This window comes from Streptomyces sp. NPDC055955 (assembly GCF_042270245.1).
GTDB lineage: Bacteria > Actinomycetota > Actinomycetes > Streptomycetales > Streptomycetaceae > Streptomyces.
The window spans coordinates 163037-181633 of sequence record NZ_JBHJYS010000023.1 but is presented as its reverse complement, the minus strand read 5'-3'; the positions used below and the strand labels follow the sequence as shown (position 1 = coordinate 181633).

Here is an 18597-nt window from a genome sequence, read left to right as displayed (position 1 = left end):
CCGAGGTGCGGGAGTCCTTCCGGTCGCTGTGCTGACGTGGGCTGCGGGCGCCGCCCGGTAGCTGCGCAGATGGTCCGGGCGGGTCCTGTGGACCACGATGATGGGTCCGGGCGGGCCCTGCAGACCACGATGTCGTTTGTCGCCGGTCGAGGCACCCAGAAGATCATTGACGCGGTCTGCGACGGCCGACGCGGCACGTGCCGCCCTGAGGTCGCTGTCGCGTCAGGGGGGAACCGCGGCCGGAGGTGTCCGCATTCGGGTGTCGGGCACGGTGCGCTTCGTGTCCTGCTGACTGATCAGACGTTGGGGCAGACATGAGCAGCACCGAGCCTGAGGACCCTGTGGCCGTCGACTGGACTGCCCTGCGCGGCCGCAGAGTTGTCCTCGACGATGGCTGGACGGATGACGAACACCCGATCCGGCATCAGGGCGTGGTCAGCGGCGTCGACGTCGAAGCCGGCAGGGCCGACGGGATCGAGCTGACCCTGATCCGCTATGACGGCAGCACCCGACTGCTGCGGCCCGTCGGCCGGTACACGGTGACCGGCGGAGACACCGGCGAGGTCCTGTATACGCCCGCTGTACGCGCCCCACGGAAGATTCCCATGGTCTTTGTCGAGGCGGTCCAAAGGATTGCGCCGGACCGATGGCAGGACCTGGAGTGGGCGACGAGGACGACGCCGGCCGACCAGCTCCCCGGGCACAGAGCCGAGGCGCTGGTCGACCTGGCTGCTCAGGTCGAGTGGGAGTGCACCCGCGAGCGCGATGTCCTGGAGGACCCCGCGTCCCCGGCGGCGGCCTACGCCGAAGCCGCGCGGCGCGTTGTTGAGATGTGGGAGGAAGACGCCGGCCCCCAGGCCGTGTGACGGCTCCTGGGGCGCCTGTTCACTTTGACTCGTCGTCGGCCTCGTTCTCGCTGTGGCCCAGAGCGTTCTGCTTGTCCGGCGTAAGTGCTGTGGCAGTGTGCAGGAGGAAAGGCCCGCCGAGCAGGGACAGTACCGTCGGCGTGGCCCGGGCGCGGAAGCCGACTCCGCTTGCCGTAGGACCGGGGTCGGGTTGGTCTCCGACTCCCGCCGGTGCTGGGCGACGGTGGACAGGAACTGCGCTTCGATGGGCGTGGGGTCCGCCCGCCACAGGGCGTCGATGACGCTGTGCACGATCGTCGTGGCAAGGGCCCGGGCCGTGCGGAGACGCGGACGACGGCGATCTGCCGCGACGGGTCTGCCGGCGCGTCCGGAACTCTGGTGAGGCGTCCGACGCCGAGGAGGGTGATCGCCGGCGTAGGTCGTCCCTCGCGGATCACTCTGCGGCCCGGATGCTGTCCAAACACTGTTGCGTGGATGCTGCAATACACCGAAGATCCCGGGATGAGGAACAGCACGTTCACCGACTTTGCCCACAAGCCGATTCTCACTGGTGAGAAGGCTCTGCTACGCCCCTTCACAGAGGCAGACGCGACCGCCATCGCCGAGGTGATCGAGGATCCTGAAGTCATCCGCTACACCTTCGAACCGTCGGCTGAGCTCACGTTGGAGCGACTGCGTGCCTGGTACGGGTCGCGCAGTGAGCAAGCAGACCGGCTCGATCTCGCGGTCACCGACCGCGCAACGGGGATCGTGGTCGGTGAGGTCGTCCTCTACGACTGGAACCCCGCCAACCGCAGCTGCGCCTTCCGGACCCTGATCGGCCCTCGTGGGCGGGGCAGGGGGCTGGGTACCGAAGCCACGCGTCTCATCGTGGGGTACGGCTTCGAACAGGTCGGCTTGCACAGAATTGAGCTGGATGTGTACGCCCACAACCACAGGGCACGGCGAGTGTACGAGAAGGTGGGCTTTGTCGAGGAGGGCACGCGACGGCAGGCACAGCTGCGTGACGGTGCCTGGCTCGACGAGGTGGTGATGTCGATCCTTTCCCACGAATGGGACGCTCGCGACAACGGTTCTGGCCGCGCCCACTGCGCGTCAGCCAACGGCACACCAGACTGACTAGCAGACCCCGGACAGAGTTCTGGCGGCGGCCGGCCGGATACCGGCCAGCGCGGCGGCGGAGGGCGAGGCCTGAGGAATGCACCGACCGCGTCGTCGCCTGGGGCGATGACGGTGATGCGCCGGGGCGGGGTGGTGGCGGCTGCCATCGCGTCGATGAGTGGGGAGCGGCCCCCGCCCTCTACGACTGGCACGTCGTAGAGGGCGACCACACACAATTGCAGGATCTGGCCCAGCTCGTGGGAGCCGCGGCCGAAGGGGCACGGCGCCCCGTCACGTCCATGTCGACGCTGTGATCGTGCGGATAGGGCTGGTACACGGGTGTGATGTCCTCGACCGGGCCCAGCAGGTCCACCCTCTACCTGGAAATCCCGCTGGGTTCGCTGCACTTCGCCGACATCATCATCCGCGCCTGGCAGAAGGAGCCGGGCAATGCCGTGGCCTACCAGAGCTCCCTCCACCGCGTCGCCGAGATCGCCATAGCCGAAGCGCGAAGCCAAGCAGGGGCAGACGTCGCACCAAGGGCCGCCGCACACCTAGGGCGTGTATCGAATGTGCTGTTCACAGCCACTCGTTGATGGCTGCGACGAGGACGGTCACCTCGTAGCGGACGCTGAGCTTGTCGTATCTCGTGGCGACGGCGCGGTGCCTCTTGAGGCGATTGATGGCGCATTCGACCGCGTGCCGAGCCTTGTAGTCCTCGGCGTCGAACCTGGGTGGCCGGCCGCCGCGCGAGCCGAGCTTCTTGCGGTTGCGGGCCTGGTCGGCCTTATCCGGGATGGTGCAGCGGATGCCGCGTCGCCGCAGGTAGGCGCGGTTCTTGCGGGAGGCGTACGCCTTGTCGGCGCGGACCCGGTCGGGCCGGGTCCGCGGCCGTCCAGCGCCGGGGCGGGCCACACGGACCTTCTCCAGGACAGGTTCAAACTGCGGGGAGTCGCCTCGCTGTCCGGCGGTGATCACGATGGCCATGGGCCGCTGGCCCTGTTCGACGGCGAGGTGGAGCTTGGTGGTCAGGCCGCCGCGCGAGCGTCCGAGGCCGTGGTCGTCCGGCTCGACGGCGATGCCGCCGGGCGGCTCCTTTTGCAGGGCCCCTTTTTCCGCGCCCCGGCGGCGTGCTGGTGGGCCCGGCACACGGTGGAGTCGATGTTGAGGTCCTAGGTGATGAGCTCCTTGGCGTCGGCCTGGGCCTGCAGCTCGGCGAAGATCCGATGCCAGGTGCCGTCCCGCTGCCAGCGGCGGAACAGGTCGTACGACCTGGCCCAGGGTCCGTACCGCTCCGGCACATCCCGCCACGGGACACCGGTGCGGGTACGGAACCGTATGCCGTCGATCAGCTGCCGCCTGGTCCATGCCGGCGGACGGCCAGGCTTCTTGCCTCTGGGCAACAGGGGCTCCAAGCGGGCCCACTGTGCATCCGTCAGATCTCCACGTGCCACGAAGCAAGATCATCTCACCTCAAGATCCACTTTCGACACAGGCCCTAGCCGGGACTGCTGCCCCCAGCCAGTGCGTGTGCCTGCAGCCGACGAAAGTCGTCCGCGTACGCGGAGCCTGGGGAGAGGGTGTACGTGATGAGGGTCAGGCCGGGGTCGGCAGGGATCTCGAGGGCGTCGTAGTCGAGGTCGATGTCGCCGACGGTGGGGTGGTGGAAGCGCTGCTGTCCGCTGCGGTAGTACTCGACGTCGTGTGCTTCCCAGCGCATGGCGAACTCGGTGCTGTGGGTGGCGAGTTCGCCGATGAGGTCGGCGAGGTCGGTGTTGCCCGGTGCGCGGGCGGCTTCGGCGCGCAGGCTGCCGACGGCGTCGTGGGCGATGCCCTCCCAGTCGCGGTAGAAGCGTCGGGCCCGGGGGTCGAGGAAGACGAAGCGGGCGAGGTTCGGCGGCTGCTCCTCGGTGTCGAGGGCTTCTTGATACAGCGTGCGGGCGAGCTGGTTGGTGGCGAGGACGTCGAGGTGGGCGTTGCGGACGAAGGCGGCGGCTCCGGTCATGGCGTCGAGGATCTGCTGGAGGCTGTCGCGGACGTGTGAGACCCCGCCGTCGCGGTCGGGGGCGCGGTGCGGTGCGTTGGCGGCGCGGACGAGGGCGGCGAGGTGGGTGCGTTCGACGTCGTCGAGTTGGAGGGCTGCGGCGAGGCTGTCGAGGATTTCCTCGGAGACGCCGCCGACGTTGCCGCGCTCCAGGCGGGTGTAGTACTCGACGCTGATGGACGCGAGCTGGGCGACTTCCGAGCGGCGAAGGCCGCTGACCTGGCGTCGTCCGCCGAAGTCCGGCAGGCCGGCTTGCTGGGGGGTGATGCGGGCTCGGCGGCTGGTGAGGAAATGGCGGATGTCTGTGCGGACGTCGTCGGCTGGCACGACTTCAGCGTAGGCCAGGCCGGGGCCGGGAGGGGTACTGGCAGGACCCCTCCCGACAAGGACTCCCAGGTCAGATGTGGTGAGTGGTTCTGTGGACAGGTGACCGGACCGTTTGGACCGGCGCTTGTCTCCGCTGTGTGGAAGGACCCCGTACCGTCATGCCTCTTACCGCTTCGCCGCCCCGGTCGCTGAAGGCGGACGCGCATGAGACGAACCGGCACGCCACGGCGACGCTGGCTGCTGCTGTCCTCGGCTTCTTCGTCATCACGCTGGACGCGACGATCGTGAACGTCGCGTTGCCCTCGATCCGCGACGCGCTGGGCGGCGGTATCACCGGCCTGCAGTGGGTGGTCGACGCCTACACGCTGATGTTCGCGGCGCTGCTGCTGTCCGCAGGGGCCCTCTCGGACCGGATCGGGGCGCGCCGCGCGTTCGCCGGGGGTCTGAGCCTGTTCGTCATCGCTTCGGTGGCCTGTGGTCTGGCACCGACTCTGCCCATGCTCATCGCCGCCCGCCTGGTGCAGGGCATCGGCGCGGCCGTCACCATGCCGACGTCGATGGCGCTGGTGCGTCAGGCGTTCCCGGAGCCGGGCCGCCGTGCGCGAGCCGTCGGCGTGTGGGCGATGGGTGGCGCCACAGCCGCAGCCGCGGGCCCGGTGCTCGGAGGCGTGCTGAGCCTGGTTTCCTGGCGGATGATCTTCTGGATCAATCTGCCGGTCGGCGTCCTGACCCTGCTCCTGCTCTCCCGCACGAGGCCGTCGCCGACCCGCCCCGCCCCCTTCGACTGGATCGGGCAGATCACCGCGATCCTTGCGATGGGCGGCCTGACGTACGGGGCGATCGAGGCGGGGGACGCCGGATTCGGCGCGCCTCAGGTCCTGGCAGCGCTCGGGCTCGCCCTCGCCGCTCTGGTCGCATTCCTCGCGGCGCAGGCCAAAGTGGCCCACCCGATGCTGCCGCTCACCCTGTTCCGCTCCGCGACGATGGTCGTCGCCACCGGCATCGGCTTCGCGTTCATGACCGGCTTCTACGGACTGCCGTTCCTCTTCTCCCTGTACTTCCAGCAGCAGCACGGCCTGTCCGCGCTGGGCGCCGGGATCGCGTTCCTTCCGATGATGCTGCTCAGTGCGTTGCTGACGCCGTTCTCCGCGCGGATCGCCGAGCGCACCGGCCCCCGCGTCCCGGTGATCACGGGTCTGGTCCTGATGGCGGCCGGCTCGGTCGCCCTGGCGCTGGTGCCGGCCTCGGCGCCGGTGTGGGCGAGCGCGCTGCTGCTGATCCCCGTGGGGATGGCCGGCCCACTGGTGATGCCCCCGACCACAGCCCTGCTGCTGGACCACGTGCCCGCCGAGCAGACCGGGACCGCCAGTGGCGTCTTCAACACCAGCCGCCAGATCGGCGGTGCCCTGGCCGTCGCCGTCTTCGGCGCTCTGATCTCCGGGACGTCCGGATTCCAGCACGGGCTGCGTACCAGCCTCGCTCTGGCCGCCGCCGTCGCACTCCTGGCGGCCCTGACGACCAGGAACCTGGGCGTCACCCGAGGCCGGAAGCCGTGAACGGGGTGCCGTCACCTACCACCGGCCCGACACCGCGGCCGCACCTGGGGACGAGCTCAGCCCTGCTGCTCGACGATGCTCTTCAGCACGCTCGTCGCTCCCATGCCGTTGGGCCAGCCGGAGTAGAACGCCAGGTGCAGCAGAGCCTCCTGCAGTTCCTCGTCGGTGACGCCGTTCTGGCGGGCGAAGCCGAGGTGGAACTGCAGCTGGTCCATCCTTCCGAGCGCCGTCAGAGCAGCGACGGTGACGAGGCTGCGGTCGCGCTTGGACAGTCCCTCGCGCTCCCAGACCTCGTCGAAGAGGACCCTGTCGGTGTAATGGACCATTCCCGGGGCGAAGTCGCCGAAGGCGTTCTTCCCGCCGCTCCAGCCCGCGCCCGTGTTCTCAGCCACGATCTCTCCCTAACTGCGCCGACGTCCGCCGTCGATCTCTGAAGATGCAATGCCAATGACATCGCCGCACATGCACAGCGAGGGAGTCCCCGGTGAAGGATGTACTGGCAGAGGATCCCTCACCCAGGCTTCGCGCCTTAGCGTGGAACGCATGGACGCCAGGAACGAAGCACGGGAGTTCCTCATGTCCCGTCGAGCAAACCTCACCCCCGAACAGGCCGGCCTTCCGGTCTACGGACACCGCAGGGTCGCGGGTCTGCGCCGGGGCGAGGTGGCGATGCTCGCCGACGTGAGCCCGGAGTACTACGCCAAGATCGAGCGCGGCCACCTGGCCGGCGTCTCCGACGCGGTCCTCGACTCGGTCGCCCGGGCGCTGCAGCTGGACGACGCCGAGCGCGAGCACCTCTTCGACCTCGCACGGGCAGCCAGCGGCGCCGCCCCACCCGTACGCAAACGCAGGCCGAAGAAGTGGGTGCCCAGAGAGAGCCTCACCCGTGTGCTGGACGCGATCGTCCTCGGGCCCGCGTTCGTGCGCAACGGACGGATGGACGTCCTCGCCACCAACGTCCTCGGGCATGCCTTCTACGACGAGGTGCTGGACGGCCCCGGACAAGGAAACCTGGCACGCTACTGCTTCCTCGACGAGCGGGCCAAGACCTTCTACTCCGACTGGGAGGCGGCCGCGGACGTCACCGTGTCGATCCTGCGCACCGAAGCCGGCCGTGACCCCCAGGACAAGCAGCTCCACGACCTGATCGGTGAGCTGTCCACGTGCAGCGACACGTTCCGCACCCGGTGGGGAGCACACGATGTGCGCCGCCACGGATCGGGCACCAAGGAGTTCCACCACCACGCCGTCGGCGACCTCACCTTGACCTACGAGGGGATGGAGCTGACCGCCGAACCCGGACTGTCCCTTCTCGTCTACACCGCGGAACCCGGCTCGCCCAGCCAGGAACGTCTGCAACTGCTCGCGAGCCTCGCCGCGACCACCGCAGCACCGCCCTGGAGCGGGCACCCGACCACGACCCAAGAAAGTTGACCATGCACGCAAGAACACTCGGACAAGGCCTGGAGGTCTCCGCGATCGGGCTCGGCGTGATGGGCATGTCCCAGAGCTACGGCCCCAACCCCGGCAGCCGCCACGACATGATCGCGGTGCTGCGCTCCACCGTCGACGAGGGAGTGACCTTCTTCGACACAGCCGAGGTCTACGGCCCGTACATAAACGAGGAGCTGGTCGGCGAGGCGCTCGAGCCGATCCGCGACCAGGTCGTGATCGCCACCAAGTTCGGATGGGACATCCGCGACGGCCGGAGCGTCGGCCTCGACAGCCGTCCCGAGCAGATCCGCCGCGGCGCGGAGCAGTCCCTCAAGCGGCTCCGCACCGACACGATCGACCTCTTCTACCAGCACCGAGTCGATCCCAATGTGCCGATCGAGGACGTCGCAGGCACGGTCGGAGAGCTGATCTCCGAGGGCAAGGTCAGGCACTTCGGGCTCTCCGAGGCCTCCGCCGCCACCATTCGCGCCGCACATGCCATCCACCCCGTGACCGCCGTCCAGAGCGAATACTCTCTGTGGACACGGGACCCCAAGGCCGAGGTGCTGCCCACGCTCGCCGACCTCGGCATCGGCTTCGTCCCGTTCAGCCCCCTCGGCAAGGGCTTCCTCACCGGCACCGTCGACACGTCCACGACCTTCACCGACGGCGACATCCGCCACCGGGTCCCGCGCTTCACGGCGGAGAACCTCGCCGCGAACCAGGCGCTCGTCGACCACGTCTGGCAGCTCGCCGAGACCAAGGGCGCAACGCCGAGCCAGATCGCCCTGGCCTGGCTGCTCGCCCAGCAGCCATGGATCGTGCCGATCCCCGGCACCCGCCACACGGCACGCATCCAGGAGAACACCGCCGCGACCACCGTCGCCCTGTCAGCAGACGAGGTCGCGGACCTCGACGGCCTCCCCCGACGGGTCGGCGTCAGCGGCGACCGCTACAACCCCGAGCACATGGCCTACGTCAATCGCTAGGAAGCGCTACGTGCCCTGCCCAACCCGAAGCGCTGAAACCGAAGGAAAGAAAGAAATGACCGTCGACGGATTTCACCAGATCTTCCCGCTGGGGGAGAAGAACAACGCCTACGTGCAGTACTTCATCGGCCAGAGCTACCTTGCTCCGCTCGCCACGGGAAGCGTTCCCGTCAGCAATGTCTCCTTCGAGCCGGGCTGCCGAAACAACTGGCACATCCACCACGGCACGGCCGGCGGCGGAGACCAGATCCTGCTCTGCACGGCGGGCAGCGGCTGGTACCAGGCCGAGGGCGAGGACCCCGTCAGCATGGAACCGGGAACGGTGGTGCGCGTCCCGGCGGGCACCAAGCATTGGCACGGCGCGAAAGCCGACTCCTGGTTCTCCCACATCGCCTTCATCACCCCCGGCGAAGACGTCAGCAACGAATGGCTCGAGCCCGTCACCGACGAGGTGTACGGAAAGCTGCCGAAGAACGGAGCAACCGCATGACCATCCTCGACGAGACCTACACTCTGTCCAACGGTGTAGAGATCCCCAAGCTGGGGCTCGGCACCTGGTTCATCGACGACGACAAGGCAGCCGCCGCCGTCCGCGCCGCCGTGGAGATCGGCTACCGCAACATCGACACCGCCCAGGCCTACGGCAACGAACGCGGCGTCGGAGAGGGCGTGCGCACCGCCGGCGTCCCCCGCGACGCGCTGTTCGTCTCGACCAAACTCGCCGCGGAGATCAAGGACTACGACCAGGCGGTCGACGCGATCGACGGATCCCTGGAGAAGCTCGGGACCGACTACATCGACCTGATGCTCATCCACAGCCCGCAGCCATGGGACGACTTCCGCGGCGGCGACTACGCCAAGGGCAACCGCGAAGCCTGGCGCGCGCTCGAAGAGGCGCACCAGACCGGCAAGATCCGCGCCATCGGCGTGTCCAACTTCCAGCAGCAGGACCTCGAGAACATCGCGCCGGGCGCGACCGTCGTGCCCCACGTCAACCAACTGCTCGTCCACGCCGGCAACACCCCCTCCGAGCTCCTGGACTACTGCGACAACAAGCAGATCCTCGTCGAGGCGTACTCGCCGATCGCGCACGGAGCGATCCTCGACAACGCCGAGGTCCAAGCGATGGCAGACAAGTACAGCGTGTCCGTCCCGCAGCTGTGCATCCGCTACACCCTGCAGCTGGGCACGGTATCGCTGCCCAAGACCGCGAACCCCGAGCACATGCGCTCCAACACCGAGGTCGACTTCGAGATCTCCAGCGACGACATGGACACCTTGAGGGGCCTGAGCGACGTGGACTACGGCGAGCACAGCGCCTTCCCCGTCTACAGCGGGAAGTGACGAAGAGGAACGCGCCCCAAGTCGGCCGGCTTGTCCGCTCAAGCCTGGCTTGTTCGCCCGGATCGGCGAGGGTACGCGAGCCAAGGTTCAAGGGGCCGGCACAGTTCTGACGGCACGCGTGCGCTGCTCCAGAGCCCTCAATATCTGAGCATGTCAGTCGGCGAGCGGCGCCCACTGACATGCTCAGCCCGGGACGCTCTTAGCACGTAGTCGGCCACGGAGTTCACCTACGGTGCTCAGTCACCGGCGCACTTTTGAATCTCCCCACCCCACACGCAGAGGTTCCTCAGACCGGCTCACCTTCGTTCACGTCCGAGACGGACATGGATATCGGTCAAGGGATGTAGGGCCACAGCCCCATGCGCTTTCCGATCTTGCTGACTAGCGTCGGCGGCTATGCAGAACAGAAAAGTCGTTCACCGCTCGGTGGCTGAACGTAAGCGCGACACATTCGACCGCCTTGCCACGGAGCGGGATGTCTGGGTGGCGACAGCTCACTGCGATCACGGCCCCCACCAGGTCCCGTTGTGGTTCGCATGGGACGGAAAAGCGGTCTGGGTGTGCACGAGCGGGACGTCGGCGACGGTGCGCAACGTACGCAAAGACCCGCGGGTGCGCCTGTCACTGCCGGACACGTTCGATGTCGTACTGCTCCAGGGGACGGCGCAGAGTTTCACCGACCAGGAGGTGCCGACGGACGCAGCAGGCGCGTTCGCCGGAAAGTTCGGCTGGGACCCGCGCACGGAGGACGACCCCTTCGTGTATCTGAAGATAGAGCCGAAGGTGGTACGTGCTTGGCGCGGGGAGCCGGAGTTGAGCGGCAGGGTCATCATGCGTGACGGCGCTTGGCTGGAGTAGCGGCTGCCGTGGCCGGAAGCCCTGCCTGCAGTGGGCCTTCCGCTCGGTGCTCGTGCCCTGGCTACTTGCCGGCGTCCTCGGCGAGGGTGTGGGCGACGAGGGCGTTGGCGTGGCCGTGGCCCACACCGTGCTCGGACTTGAGCCAGTTGACGAGCTCCATGTGCTTGCTGAGGGGGGAGGCGCGGATGAGCTCCTTCCATTCGGCGATCGGGCGGCCGTACTTCTTCTCGATGGAGGGGAATTGACATGCTCCTCGGGCTGAAGTCCGAGGATTTTGGCCGTCTCGTACTGGTTGCGGTGCCGCTACGCGGCACGGTTTTCGGTACGGGATTCCGTGGCTTCCTGCTTCTTCACGCCGTGCCTCGCCCCCGATGATGCTGGGGGTTTGGTCTTACCAACGCTCCGCAGGCTCGAACCACCGTATCCGGCGGCTTTGATGTTCTTCGCGGCGTTCACATCGCGATCGTGCAGGGTATGGCAGGCGGGGCAGGTCCACTCCCGCACGTGAAGGGGTTTGGGTCCGTCGACATGTCCGCAGGCGGAGCAGGTACGGGTGGTCGGGATGAAACGGCCGATGCGCACGAACTCGCGCCCGTACCGCTTAGCCTTGTATTCCAGCATGTCGACGAACACCGACCAGCCCGCGTCATGCACGCTCTTCGCCAGCCGGGTGCGCGCGAGTCCGTTGACCGCCAGGTTCTCCACGACCACCGTTTGGTTCTCACGGATGATCCGGGTGGAGAGCTGGTGGCAGAAGTCCTTGCGCGCGTCAGCGACGTGGGCATGGGCGCGGGCGGCTTTCAGCCGGGCCTTCTCACGGTTCTTAGATCCCTTCTGTTTGCGGGACAGCTCCCGCTGGGCCTTCTTGAGCTTCTTCTCCGCACGGCGCAAAAACCGTGGGGCATCGATCTTCGTGCCGTCGTCCAGGACCGCGAAGTGAGTGAGACCGAGGTCGATGCCGGCGCAGGAGTCGGGGGCAGGGGCGGGCATCTTGGCGGCGTCGGTCACGGGGTCGGTTTCGATGACGAAGCTGGCGAAGTACCGGCCGGCGGCGTCCTTGATGACGGTGACCGTGGACGGCATTGATGGCAGTGCTCGGGACCACTTCACCCGCACCTCGCCGATCTTCGGCAGGGAGAGTTTCCCGTCCTTGGTGATTTTCCAGCGGGCATTCGCGGTGAACCGGACTGCCTGCCGCGAGTCCTTACGGGAGCGGAAGGACGGCTCGCCCATCTTCGCCCCCTTGCGTTCCCCCTTGAGGGAGGCGAAAAAGTTGGCGTGGGCGGTATCCGCGTCCCGCAGCGCCTGCTGCAATACCACCGCGGACACGTCACTGAGCCAGGCGCGTTCGGGGCGCTGCTTCGCTTCGGTGATCAGCGACGCCGAAAGGACCTTGGATGTGGGGTAGGGCTCCTTGGCGGCGCGGGCGTCACGGCGGGCACGCACCGCGTCGTTGAACACGACGCGGGCGCACCCGAACGCCCGTGCCAAAGCTGCCTGTTGGCCGGGCTCCGGGTACAACCTGAAGGCGTACCGAAGCTGCATGACCGTCACCCTACATATTCGGGTTATGACCGAGATGCGGAACATCAGAACTGGCAGACACTGTGCTTTCGTCATGCATGCCCACTTGGTCTTCGTGACCAAGTTCCGGCACAAGGGTGTTCACGGATGCCCTCTTCGGCGCATGGAGGAGATAGTGCGGGCGGTCTGCGCCGACTTCGAGTGCGAGACGATCGAGTTCAACGGAGAAGACAGCCACGTCCACCTCCTGGTGAACGTCCCGCCCAAGGTCACCGTGGCCAAACTCGCCAACTCCCTCAAAGGAGTCTTCTCCCGACGCCTGTGCCCGGAATTCCCCGACCTGGTCCGGCACTACTGGCGGGCCAGCAAACTCTGGTCCAGGTCCTACTTCGCCACCACTGTAGGCGGCGCACCCCTCAGCATCGTCAAGCAGTACATCGAGCAACAGAAACCGACCGATCTGACCCTCACCGCCCGGCACTGTGACGCTCCGCGTCGCCAGCCCTGGAGACAGCAGCACCCTGCTTCACAGGGCACGACACCGCGCCGCTCCGCGCCGCTCTACGAGATTCGCTTCACCACCGGGCTCAAGCCCGAAGCACTGCGAATGAATCCCGGTAGCTGGCTGGCAGGGACCTTCACTTCGTAGGCCATGGGCGTCCTCGTTTCCTGTGACCGGTCTGGTCGAAGTGGACTGGTCGAACTTGAACGATGCCTGGGGACGGCCGCCGATGTTCCCGGCCAACTGCGTGCCCTGCGCCGAGACGAGGAGCAGTCTCGACAGCAGGCCGTAGGACAGCCTGTTCGATCATCTCGCGCGCCAGGGCACTCGCTGTCAGGCATCTTTGTACGCGGTGCCGTTCCATGCCCGCATCGCTCTCGCCGGCCCGGACCCGGCGCGTGAGCGATGCGTTGAAGCTCCTGGCCGGCCTCGCGGTCAACTGGGACGAGGAGCGCGTGCTCATCGACGGGGCCGACGGCGCTGCTCGGCGTGCGGGGGCCGCTGAGACTCCTCCGGCAAGCTCAGGCTGTCACCCGTGCTGTCTCCTTAGACGCTACGTGGTCGGCCACCACTCGCCGCCGTCGTACCGGAATGCCCAGGGTGGGGTTGGCGACACCCCAGAGGGCGCCCTTGCAGACCAACTCCTTGTAGCGGACCGCGAAGCGGCCGGCCAGGGTGTGGTCCACGGAGCGGTCGTCGGCGGTGACGAACTGGATGAGCCCTTCCTTGCGGCCGAGTGAGATGCACTGGTTGAAGTAGCGCAGTGGGGCGCTCGTCGGCGTGCCGCCACTGAGGCGGGCGGCGACAGCGTCCGCGGCCCGCCATGCCATGGGGGCGCCGGAGGCGCATGACATACGCAGTGGCTTGTCTCCGGCGCCCAGTGCGTGGCCGGCGTCGCCGATCGCGTACACGTCCGGGTGCGAGAGCGAGCGCATCGTCGCGTCGACCATGATCCGGCCGCTGTCCGAGAGCTCGAGGCCGGTGGCCTTCGCCAGTGGGTGGACCGCGAAGCCGGTGGTCCAGACGGTGACGGCGGCCGCAATGGTCCGGCCGTCCGCGGTCGTGACCCGGTCCGCCTCGACCGTGGTCACCGGCGCGTTCTCGTACACCGTGATGCCGAGCCCGTCGGTGACCTTGCGCAGATGCGTGCGGCCCTTCGGGGAGAGCCAGTCGCCCAGTTCGCCGCGCGTGGCGAGCGCGACGTCGAGGTCCGGGCGGGCCTCGGCCACCTCTGTGGCGAACTCCAGTCCGGTCAGGCCGCCACCCACGACGAGGACCGTCTCGCCCTCCGCGAGCTGGGCCAGGCGCTCGCGCAGCCGAAGCGCGCCGGGGCGGCTCGCGATCTGGTGGCCGTGCTCGGCGACGCCCGGGACGCCGTCTGCGTTCCATCCGCTGCCGAGGGCGTAGACGAGGGTGTCGTACGGCAGTTGTTCCGAGCCGTCGGCGCTCGTGACGGCGACCGTCTTTCGGTCCACGTCGATCGACGTTGCCTTGGCGAGCTTCAGCTCGACGCCCGTGCCCGCGAACATGTCGCGCAGTGGGCGCGGCGTCAGCTCCTGGCCCACGGCCAGCTGGTGCATCCGGACCCGCTCGACGAAGTCGGGTTCGGCGTTGACGAGGGTGATGGCGACGTCCTCGCGGCGCAGCCGCTTGGCGAGCCGGCCGGCCGCGATCGCTCCGGAGTAGCCGGCGCCGAGGACGATGATGCGGTGCTGCATTTTCTTGGCTCCTGTCTGTGCGGGTGCGGCGCCTTGTGGCCCGGTCACGCCTCTTGAACCGGGCAGCCCGCGGATCCCTGACAGAACAGGAGTGTGACCTGGGTCACATATTTGTTCAGAGGGCTTCGGCCAGGACCGGAGCACCGAAATCGCTTGCGGCCCACCGCTGCGTCGCACGCTCCAGCTTGTCCGGGTTGACCTGGCTGCGGATCGCGACGATGCCCTCCCGCGTCCGCTCCAGGCACATGATGCCGAAGACCCGCCCGTCGATCACCGCGACGACCGCGGGGCCGCCGTTGGCGGTGGTGGCGTAGAGGTCGGGCGAACCGCCGACCAGATCCCGTTTGGCCTGGGCAGGCTTGAACAGCCCGCGCAGGAACTTCGCCACCGCGAGTGCGCCCTCGAAGGCACTGGCCCGGGCCGGCACCTTTCCGCCACCGTCGCCGACCGCGATGGCGTCCGAGGTGAGCAGCTTGATCAGCGGCCCGGTCTCACCACTGGTCGCCGCAGCCAAGAACTCCTCGACGACACGGCGCGCGGCCGCCTCGTCGATCTCGGCCGACGCCCCGCCGGCAGCCCCGCCCGAAGCCGCCCCGCCCGCGGCATCCCGGCCCGAAGCCGCCTGCGCCCTGCCCTGCGCCACATGCTTCTTCGCGCGATGGAAGATCTGCTGGCTGGCCGCCTCGCTGAGGTCCAGGATCGCGGCGATCTCCCGGTGGGAGTAGGCGAATGCCTCGCGCAGCACGTACACCGCACGCTCGTTGGGGGAGAGCCGTTCCAAAAGGACCAGCACGGCGTACGACACCGACTCGCGCTGCTCGGCCGTCTCCGCCGGACCCAGCATCGGGTCCCCGTCGAGCAGCGGTTCGGGCAGCCACTGGCCGACGTACGTCTCGCGGCGCGCACGGGCTGAAGTGAGCTGGTTGAGGCAGAGGTTGGTGAGAACCTTCGTCAGCCACGCCTCGGGCACCTCGATGCGCTCGACATCGGCGGCCTGCCAGCGCAGATAGGTCTCCTGTACGGCGTCTTCCGCCTCACTCGCCGAACCGAGCATGCGGTAGGCGATGGCCTCGAGACGGGGCCTGGCCGCCTCGAACCGGTCCACGTCACTCAGAGTCAGGGCCATGCCCAGATCCTAACCGGCGCCATGCACGCTTTCACGGCCCTCCTCGCCCGGGCCGTCCGCTCCGTCCGAAGCCGCCGTCGTAGGCGCGGCAGAACCCAGCCAGCTCTTGCGTCGCATCTCCATTCGGCTCGAAGGGATGCTGCAACGGATCCACTCCAGCGGGTGCGGGCCTTGGAACGTGGTCGAGAGGGAAGCGAACCCGCAAGGGACCTGTCGGGGGCGGCGGCCGGGCGCACAGGTGCGCGCTCCACCCTGGGCGACCGTCGGCGAGCCTGACGTCTCATCTGCCGCCGCGACGGCGGTCTGAGGCTTTCGCAACACGCCCGCTGGGGGAGAGTGGGCCATCGGTCGAGGAAGGTGATGTCGGCGGCGTCCTCGTAGACCGCCTCGCGGCGATAGCCGGGGCCAACAGAGGAAGGCGCGGACGAAACAGGCTCCGGGGCGGGCGGGTTCTTCGTACGTGCCGAGTTCCTTTTCCAAGAGGCAGACGCTATTCCGCGGGCAGTTGGGTGCGGATCAAGCTGTCGAGGTCGCCCACACTCCGCTCCGGGAGAACCGTTCTGCCGGATTCTGCGTGAGGTCCTGACGTGTTGTCGGTTGGTGGGCTGCGTCCTGAGGGGTACCGGTGAGTTCGGGTACGGGCGATGGTGAGCGTGGCGGCGTCGGCCTCTTTGACCTTGGTCGCGTGCGGTCCGGAGAGTCGACTGACCGGCTTTGCCCAGTGGGCAGTTGTGCGCGGATCGACCTTCTGAGTCCCCCTGGCCACGTCGTGCGTCATCGCAGGTAATCCGTCGTCACCGGCCGCCCCTTCGAAGGCGGCCGGACGTTCGCCGCAGGATGCCCCTGCCCAGCGCCGACCCCACCCGCAGAACCGGTGCGGAGAGGCGTTGACTATCCTGGTCGTGCAGCCACCTCCTGCAAAGGGCGGCTGCACGGCGGTGGGGCCCGCCGTACCCAACCGTGACCACACCGGTCGCCAACGGTCCCTACCTGACCCTTCCGTGCCCCCGCGCGCGGACCGCGACGATCAGGTAGGAGCTTGAACACGTGCAGCCAGACCCCACCACTGCGGCCACCGGCCGGCAGGCCGAACCCGTCGACCCGGACACCGCCGTCGACCCGGGGCCGCCCGGAAAGACCCCCAGCCCCAAACGCCGCCAGGCCGAGATCCTCGCCGCCATCGCGGCCGGCGGCGTCTTCGGCGCCTGCACCCGCTACGGCGCCACCCTGATCTGGCCGACCGCGCCCGCCGCGTTCCCGTGGACGACGTTCTGGATCAACGTCACCGGATGCGCCGCCATGGGCGTCCTGATGGTCCTGATCACCGAACGCTTCACCGTCCACCCCCTGACGCGTCCCTTCCTGGGCACCGGCGTCCTGGGCGGCTACACGACCTTCTCCACCGCCACCCTCGACACCCAGCGCCTCCTCGACAACGGCCACCCCGGCACCGGACTGCTGTACGCGGCCACCACCCTGCTCGCCGCCTTCTTCGCGGTCTGGGCCGCAACAGCACTCACCCGCCTCGCGGTCCTTCCGCGCGCCAGCACGGAACGGGGACAGGTGTGAACTGGCTGATGGTCATCGTCGGGGCGATCCTCGGGGCTCCGCTGCGCTACCTCACCGACCGGGCCGTCCAGGCCCGCCACGACACCGTCTTCCCCTGGGGCACCTTCAGCGTCAACGTCGCCGCCTGCGCCGGCCTCGGTTTCCTCACCGGCGCCGCAACGGCCACCACCGTGCCCCAGGCACTCCAGCACCTGGTCGGCCCTGGCCTGTGCGCGACCCTCAGCACCTACTCCACCTTCTCCTTCGAGAGCCTGCGCCTGGCCGAGACCGGTGCGAAGTACTTCGCCGCGGCCAACGCGATCGTCAGCGTCGTCGCCGGACTGGGTAGCGCCTACCTCGCCACCGCCCTCGCCACCGCGCTCCTGGCCTAGGGGTCCGCGGCCTGGCCAGGTCTCGTCCATCCATCTGGTGTTCTCGACCGGCGCCGGCGCTCGGAGGTCCTGACGAAACCTTGGAAGGGGTGCGGTGCCTTTGCCTGAAGGTGGCGCCATGCCGTAGCGGGCAGGGGCTACGACCAGCGAGGATTCCGGCCATGGCCACCGACCGACATCTCGTTTCCCTGCGTTCGGATCACCCGACACCTCTGGTGTTCGGCGCGGGAGCGGCCATCGGTGTCCTGGGCGGGATGATCGGGCTGGGCGGCGCGGAGTTCCGACTGCCGCTGCTGATCGGCCTCTTCGGCTTCGCCGCCCTCTCGGCCGTCATCCTGAACAAGGCGATGAGCCTGGTCGTGGTCCTGACCGCGCTGCCCGCCCGCCTGGCGGCGATCCCGGCCGCCGACGTCGCCGCACGCTGGCCGGTCGCCGTGAACCTGCTGGCCGGAAGCCTGCTCGGCGCCTGGGCAGGAGCCTCCTGGGCAGTGCGCATGCGCTCGGCCACCCTCTACAAGGTGCTCGCCGTCCTGATGGTCTTCATGGCCGCCGCCCTGGTGGTCACCCACACCACCACCCTCGGCACCCTCGACCTGCCGCTGTGGGCCCAGGTGCCTGCCGGCGTTGTGGCCGGGTTCGGCATCGGCGTGGTCGCGGCGATCATGGGCGTCGCCGGCGGCGAGCTGCTGATCCCCACGATCGTGCTGCTCTTCGGGGAGAAGATCAAAACGGCGGGGAGCCTCTCCCTGCTGGTCTCCCTGCCCACGATGCTCGTGGCGTTCGCCCGCTACAGCCGCGACGGCAGCTTCGCCGTCCTCGGCTCCAACCGCCGCTTCGCTCTGGTCCTGGCCGCAGGCTCCGTCGCCGGCGCGGTCCTGGGCGGACTGCTGCTCGGGGTGTTCCCCGATGCGATCCTGATCCCCGTGCTCGCTGTGATCTTGCTAGTCTCCGCGGTCAAGCTCGCCCGTCACGACTGAAATCTGCCGCGCGCCGCCTACCCTTCTTCCGCGTCGCCCCTCGGCGGCGTCCGGGCCACAGAAGGCGCAACGGCCCTGCCCGAGGCTGCTGGCCACGGCCGGACCGTAGCCGGCGCCGCCCGGCGAGGCTCCCGCGTACTGCAGCGGTGCTCGCACATGCCCTTGGCTCGGCCTGGTCGCCGCCCTCTGCTGCTGCAACCGCTTCCTCGAACTGACCGTGTAGGACACGGTCTTCAGGGACATCCTCGTCGATCGGTCTGTTGATTCTCGGCGACGTCTGAATTCAGGCCG

General features: G+C 68.5%; 18 protein-coding genes and 2 pseudogenes. 13 read left to right on the top strand and 7 right to left on the bottom strand.

Going from position 1 to position 18597, the window contains the following annotated elements; translation table 11 throughout:
* Window positions 1-314: 314 nt before the first annotated feature.
* The 3 genes from ACFC96_RS35955 to ACFC96_RS35945 all read left to right on the top strand — a co-directional run bounded on the left by ACFC96_RS35955 (window position 315) and on the right by ACFC96_RS35945 (window position 2563).
* Window positions 315-866 carry a hypothetical protein gene (locus ACFC96_RS35955; RefSeq protein ID WP_376616263.1) on the top strand — a complete coding sequence of 184 codons (552 nt, stop codon included), beginning with the start codon at window positions 315-317 and terminating at the stop codon, window positions 864-866.
* A 474-nt stretch (window positions 867-1340) separates the two neighbouring features.
* Window positions 1341-1985 carry a GNAT family N-acetyltransferase gene (locus ACFC96_RS35950; protein ID WP_376616261.1) on the top strand — a complete coding sequence of 215 codons (645 nt, stop codon included), beginning with the start codon at window positions 1341-1343 and terminating at the stop codon, window positions 1983-1985.
* 326 nt (window positions 1986-2311) lie between these two features.
* Complete coding sequence (locus ACFC96_RS35945; RefSeq protein ID WP_376616259.1) at window positions 2312-2563, top strand: hypothetical protein; 252 nt, start codon at window positions 2312-2314, stop codon at window positions 2561-2563.
* Here ACFC96_RS35945 and ACFC96_RS35940 read toward each other — a convergent pair.
* A pseudogene (locus tag ACFC96_RS35940) lies at window positions 2547-3421 on the bottom strand (IS5 family transposase). The gene ACFC96_RS35945 and the pseudogene ACFC96_RS35940 sit on opposite strands and share 17 nt — an antisense overlap.
* Window positions 3422-3465: 44 nt before the next feature.
* The gene (locus ACFC96_RS35935) at window positions 3466-4338 is read right to left on the bottom strand and encodes a helix-turn-helix transcriptional regulator (protein WP_376616257.1); all 873 of its coding nucleotides are present in this window, start codon (window positions 4336-4338) and stop codon (window positions 3466-3468) included.
* A gap of 158 nt (window positions 4339-4496) precedes the next feature.
* Between ACFC96_RS35935 and ACFC96_RS35930 the strand changes: the two genes are divergently transcribed.
* Window positions 4497-5894 carry an MFS transporter gene (locus tag ACFC96_RS35930; protein ID WP_376616255.1) on the top strand — a complete coding sequence of 466 codons (1398 nt, stop codon included), beginning with the start codon at window positions 4497-4499 and terminating at the stop codon, window positions 5892-5894.
* Between the two features lie 56 nt (window positions 5895-5950).
* Here ACFC96_RS35930 and ACFC96_RS35925 read toward each other — a convergent pair whose 3' ends face one another.
* Window positions 5951-6286 (bottom strand): carboxymuconolactone decarboxylase family protein, encoded by a 336-nt coding sequence (locus ACFC96_RS35925; RefSeq protein WP_376616253.1) that lies wholly within the window; start codon window positions 6284-6286, stop codon window positions 5951-5953.
* 151 nt (window positions 6287-6437) lie between these two features.
* Between ACFC96_RS35925 and ACFC96_RS35920 the strand changes: the two genes are divergently transcribed.
* The 5 genes from ACFC96_RS35920 to ACFC96_RS35900 all read left to right on the top strand — a co-directional run bounded on the left by ACFC96_RS35920 (window position 6438) and on the right by ACFC96_RS35900 (window position 10519).
* Entirely contained in the window at window positions 6438-7328 is an 891-nt protein-coding gene (locus ACFC96_RS35920) for a helix-turn-helix transcriptional regulator (protein WP_376616251.1), read from the top strand.
* Between the two features lie 2 nt (window positions 7329-7330).
* Entirely contained in the window at window positions 7331-8317 is a 987-nt protein-coding gene (locus tag ACFC96_RS35915) for an aldo/keto reductase (protein WP_376616249.1), read from the top strand.
* A gap of 55 nt (window positions 8318-8372) precedes the next feature.
* Window positions 8373-8807, top strand: coding sequence for a cupin domain-containing protein (locus ACFC96_RS35910; RefSeq protein WP_376616248.1), 435 nt, complete (start codon window positions 8373-8375; stop codon window positions 8805-8807).
* A complete protein-coding gene (locus ACFC96_RS35905) occupies window positions 8804-9661 on the top strand; it encodes an aldo/keto reductase (RefSeq protein ID WP_376616246.1) in 858 nt (285 codons plus the stop codon). The genes ACFC96_RS35910 and ACFC96_RS35905 overlap by 4 nt, the downstream gene beginning before the upstream one ends.
* 396 nt (window positions 9662-10057) lie before the next feature.
* Window positions 10058-10519 carry a pyridoxamine 5'-phosphate oxidase family protein gene (locus tag ACFC96_RS35900; protein ID WP_376616244.1) on the top strand — a complete coding sequence of 154 codons (462 nt, stop codon included), beginning with the start codon at window positions 10058-10060 and terminating at the stop codon, window positions 10517-10519.
* A 61-nt stretch (window positions 10520-10580) separates the two neighbouring features.
* Here ACFC96_RS35900 and ACFC96_RS35895 read toward each other — a convergent pair whose 3' ends face one another.
* Together ACFC96_RS35895 and ACFC96_RS35890 are read right to left on the bottom strand one after the other, a co-directional pair.
* Window positions 10581-10751, bottom strand: coding sequence for a DUF4287 domain-containing protein (locus ACFC96_RS35895; protein ID WP_376616282.1), 171 nt, complete (start codon window positions 10749-10751; stop codon window positions 10581-10583).
* Window positions 10752-10822: 71 nt separating this feature from the next.
* Window positions 10823-12064: an RNA-guided endonuclease InsQ/TnpB family protein gene (locus tag ACFC96_RS35890; protein ID WP_376616242.1), complete on the bottom strand. Its 1242-nt coding sequence runs from the start codon at window positions 12062-12064 to the stop codon at window positions 10823-10825.
* 25 nt (window positions 12065-12089) lie between these two features.
* On the opposite strand from ACFC96_RS35890, the pseudogene tnpA reads away from it, so the two are divergent.
* A pseudogene (gene tnpA, locus ACFC96_RS35885) lies at window positions 12090-12494 on the top strand (IS200/IS605 family transposase); the annotation flags it as partial.
* A 572-nt stretch (window positions 12495-13066) separates the two neighbouring features.
* Here tnpA and ACFC96_RS35880 read toward each other — a convergent pair.
* Window positions 13067-14263 carry an NAD(P)/FAD-dependent oxidoreductase gene (locus ACFC96_RS35880; protein WP_376616240.1) on the bottom strand — a complete coding sequence of 399 codons (1197 nt, stop codon included), beginning with the start codon at window positions 14261-14263 and terminating at the stop codon, window positions 13067-13069.
* A gap of 115 nt (window positions 14264-14378) precedes the next feature.
* Window positions 14379-15389, bottom strand: a complete 1011-nt coding sequence (locus tag ACFC96_RS35875; RefSeq protein WP_376616238.1) for a sigma-70 family RNA polymerase sigma factor — start codon at window positions 15387-15389, stop codon at window positions 14379-14381.
* 1047 nt (window positions 15390-16436) lie between these two features.
* On the opposite strand from ACFC96_RS35875, the gene ACFC96_RS35870 reads away from it, so the two are divergent.
* From ACFC96_RS35870 to ACFC96_RS35860, 3 genes are all read left to right on the top strand, one after another.
* Window positions 16437-16958, top strand: a complete 522-nt coding sequence (locus tag ACFC96_RS35870; RefSeq protein ID WP_376616237.1) for a fluoride efflux transporter FluC — start codon at window positions 16437-16439, stop codon at window positions 16956-16958.
* Window positions 16955-17329, top strand: coding sequence for a fluoride efflux transporter FluC (locus ACFC96_RS35865; RefSeq protein WP_376616235.1), 375 nt, complete (start codon window positions 16955-16957; stop codon window positions 17327-17329). Before ACFC96_RS35870 ends, ACFC96_RS35865 begins: the two co-directional genes overlap by 4 nt.
* Window positions 17330-17490: 161 nt before the next feature.
* Entirely contained in the window at window positions 17491-18306 is an 816-nt protein-coding gene (locus tag ACFC96_RS35860; RefSeq protein ID WP_376616233.1) for a sulfite exporter TauE/SafE family protein, read from the top strand.
* Window positions 18307-18597 lie beyond the last annotated feature (291 nt).

Bases quoted from the DNA above. Each gene is read 5' to 3' on its own strand.
- ACFC96_RS35955 (WP_376616263.1), top strand. From the start codon at position 315: ATGAGCAGCACCGAGCCTGAGGACCCTGTGGCCGTCGACTGGACTGCC.
- ACFC96_RS35950 (WP_376616261.1), top strand. From the start codon at position 1,341: ATGCTGCAATACACCGAAGATCCCGGGATGAGGAACAGCACGTTCACC.
- ACFC96_RS35945 (WP_376616259.1), top strand. From the start codon at position 2,312: ATGTCCTCGACCGGGCCCAGCAGGTCCACCCTCTACCTGGAAATCCCG.
- ACFC96_RS35930 (WP_376616255.1), top strand. From the start codon at position 4,497: ATGCCTCTTACCGCTTCGCCGCCCCGGTCGCTGAAGGCGGACGCGCAT.
- ACFC96_RS35920 (WP_376616251.1), top strand. From the start codon at position 6,438: ATGGACGCCAGGAACGAAGCACGGGAGTTCCTCATGTCCCGTCGAGCA.
- ACFC96_RS35915 (WP_376616249.1), top strand. From the start codon at position 7,331: ATGCACGCAAGAACACTCGGACAAGGCCTGGAGGTCTCCGCGATCGGG.
- ACFC96_RS35910 (WP_376616248.1), top strand. From the start codon at position 8,373: ATGACCGTCGACGGATTTCACCAGATCTTCCCGCTGGGGGAGAAGAAC.
- ACFC96_RS35905 (WP_376616246.1), top strand. From the start codon at position 8,804: ATGACCATCCTCGACGAGACCTACACTCTGTCCAACGGTGTAGAGATC.
- ACFC96_RS35900 (WP_376616244.1), top strand. From the start codon at position 10,058: ATGCAGAACAGAAAAGTCGTTCACCGCTCGGTGGCTGAACGTAAGCGC.
- ACFC96_RS35890 (WP_376616242.1), bottom strand. From the start codon at position 12,064: ATGCAGCTTCGGTACGCCTTCAGGTTGTACCCGGAGCCCGGCCAACAG.
- ACFC96_RS35880 (WP_376616240.1), bottom strand. From the start codon at position 14,263: ATGCAGCACCGCATCATCGTCCTCGGCGCCGGCTACTCCGGAGCGATC.
- ACFC96_RS35875 (WP_376616238.1), bottom strand. From the start codon at position 15,389: ATGGCCCTGACTCTGAGTGACGTGGACCGGTTCGAGGCGGCCAGGCCC.
- ACFC96_RS35860 (WP_376616233.1), top strand. From the start codon at position 17,491: ATGGCCACCGACCGACATCTCGTTTCCCTGCGTTCGGATCACCCGACA.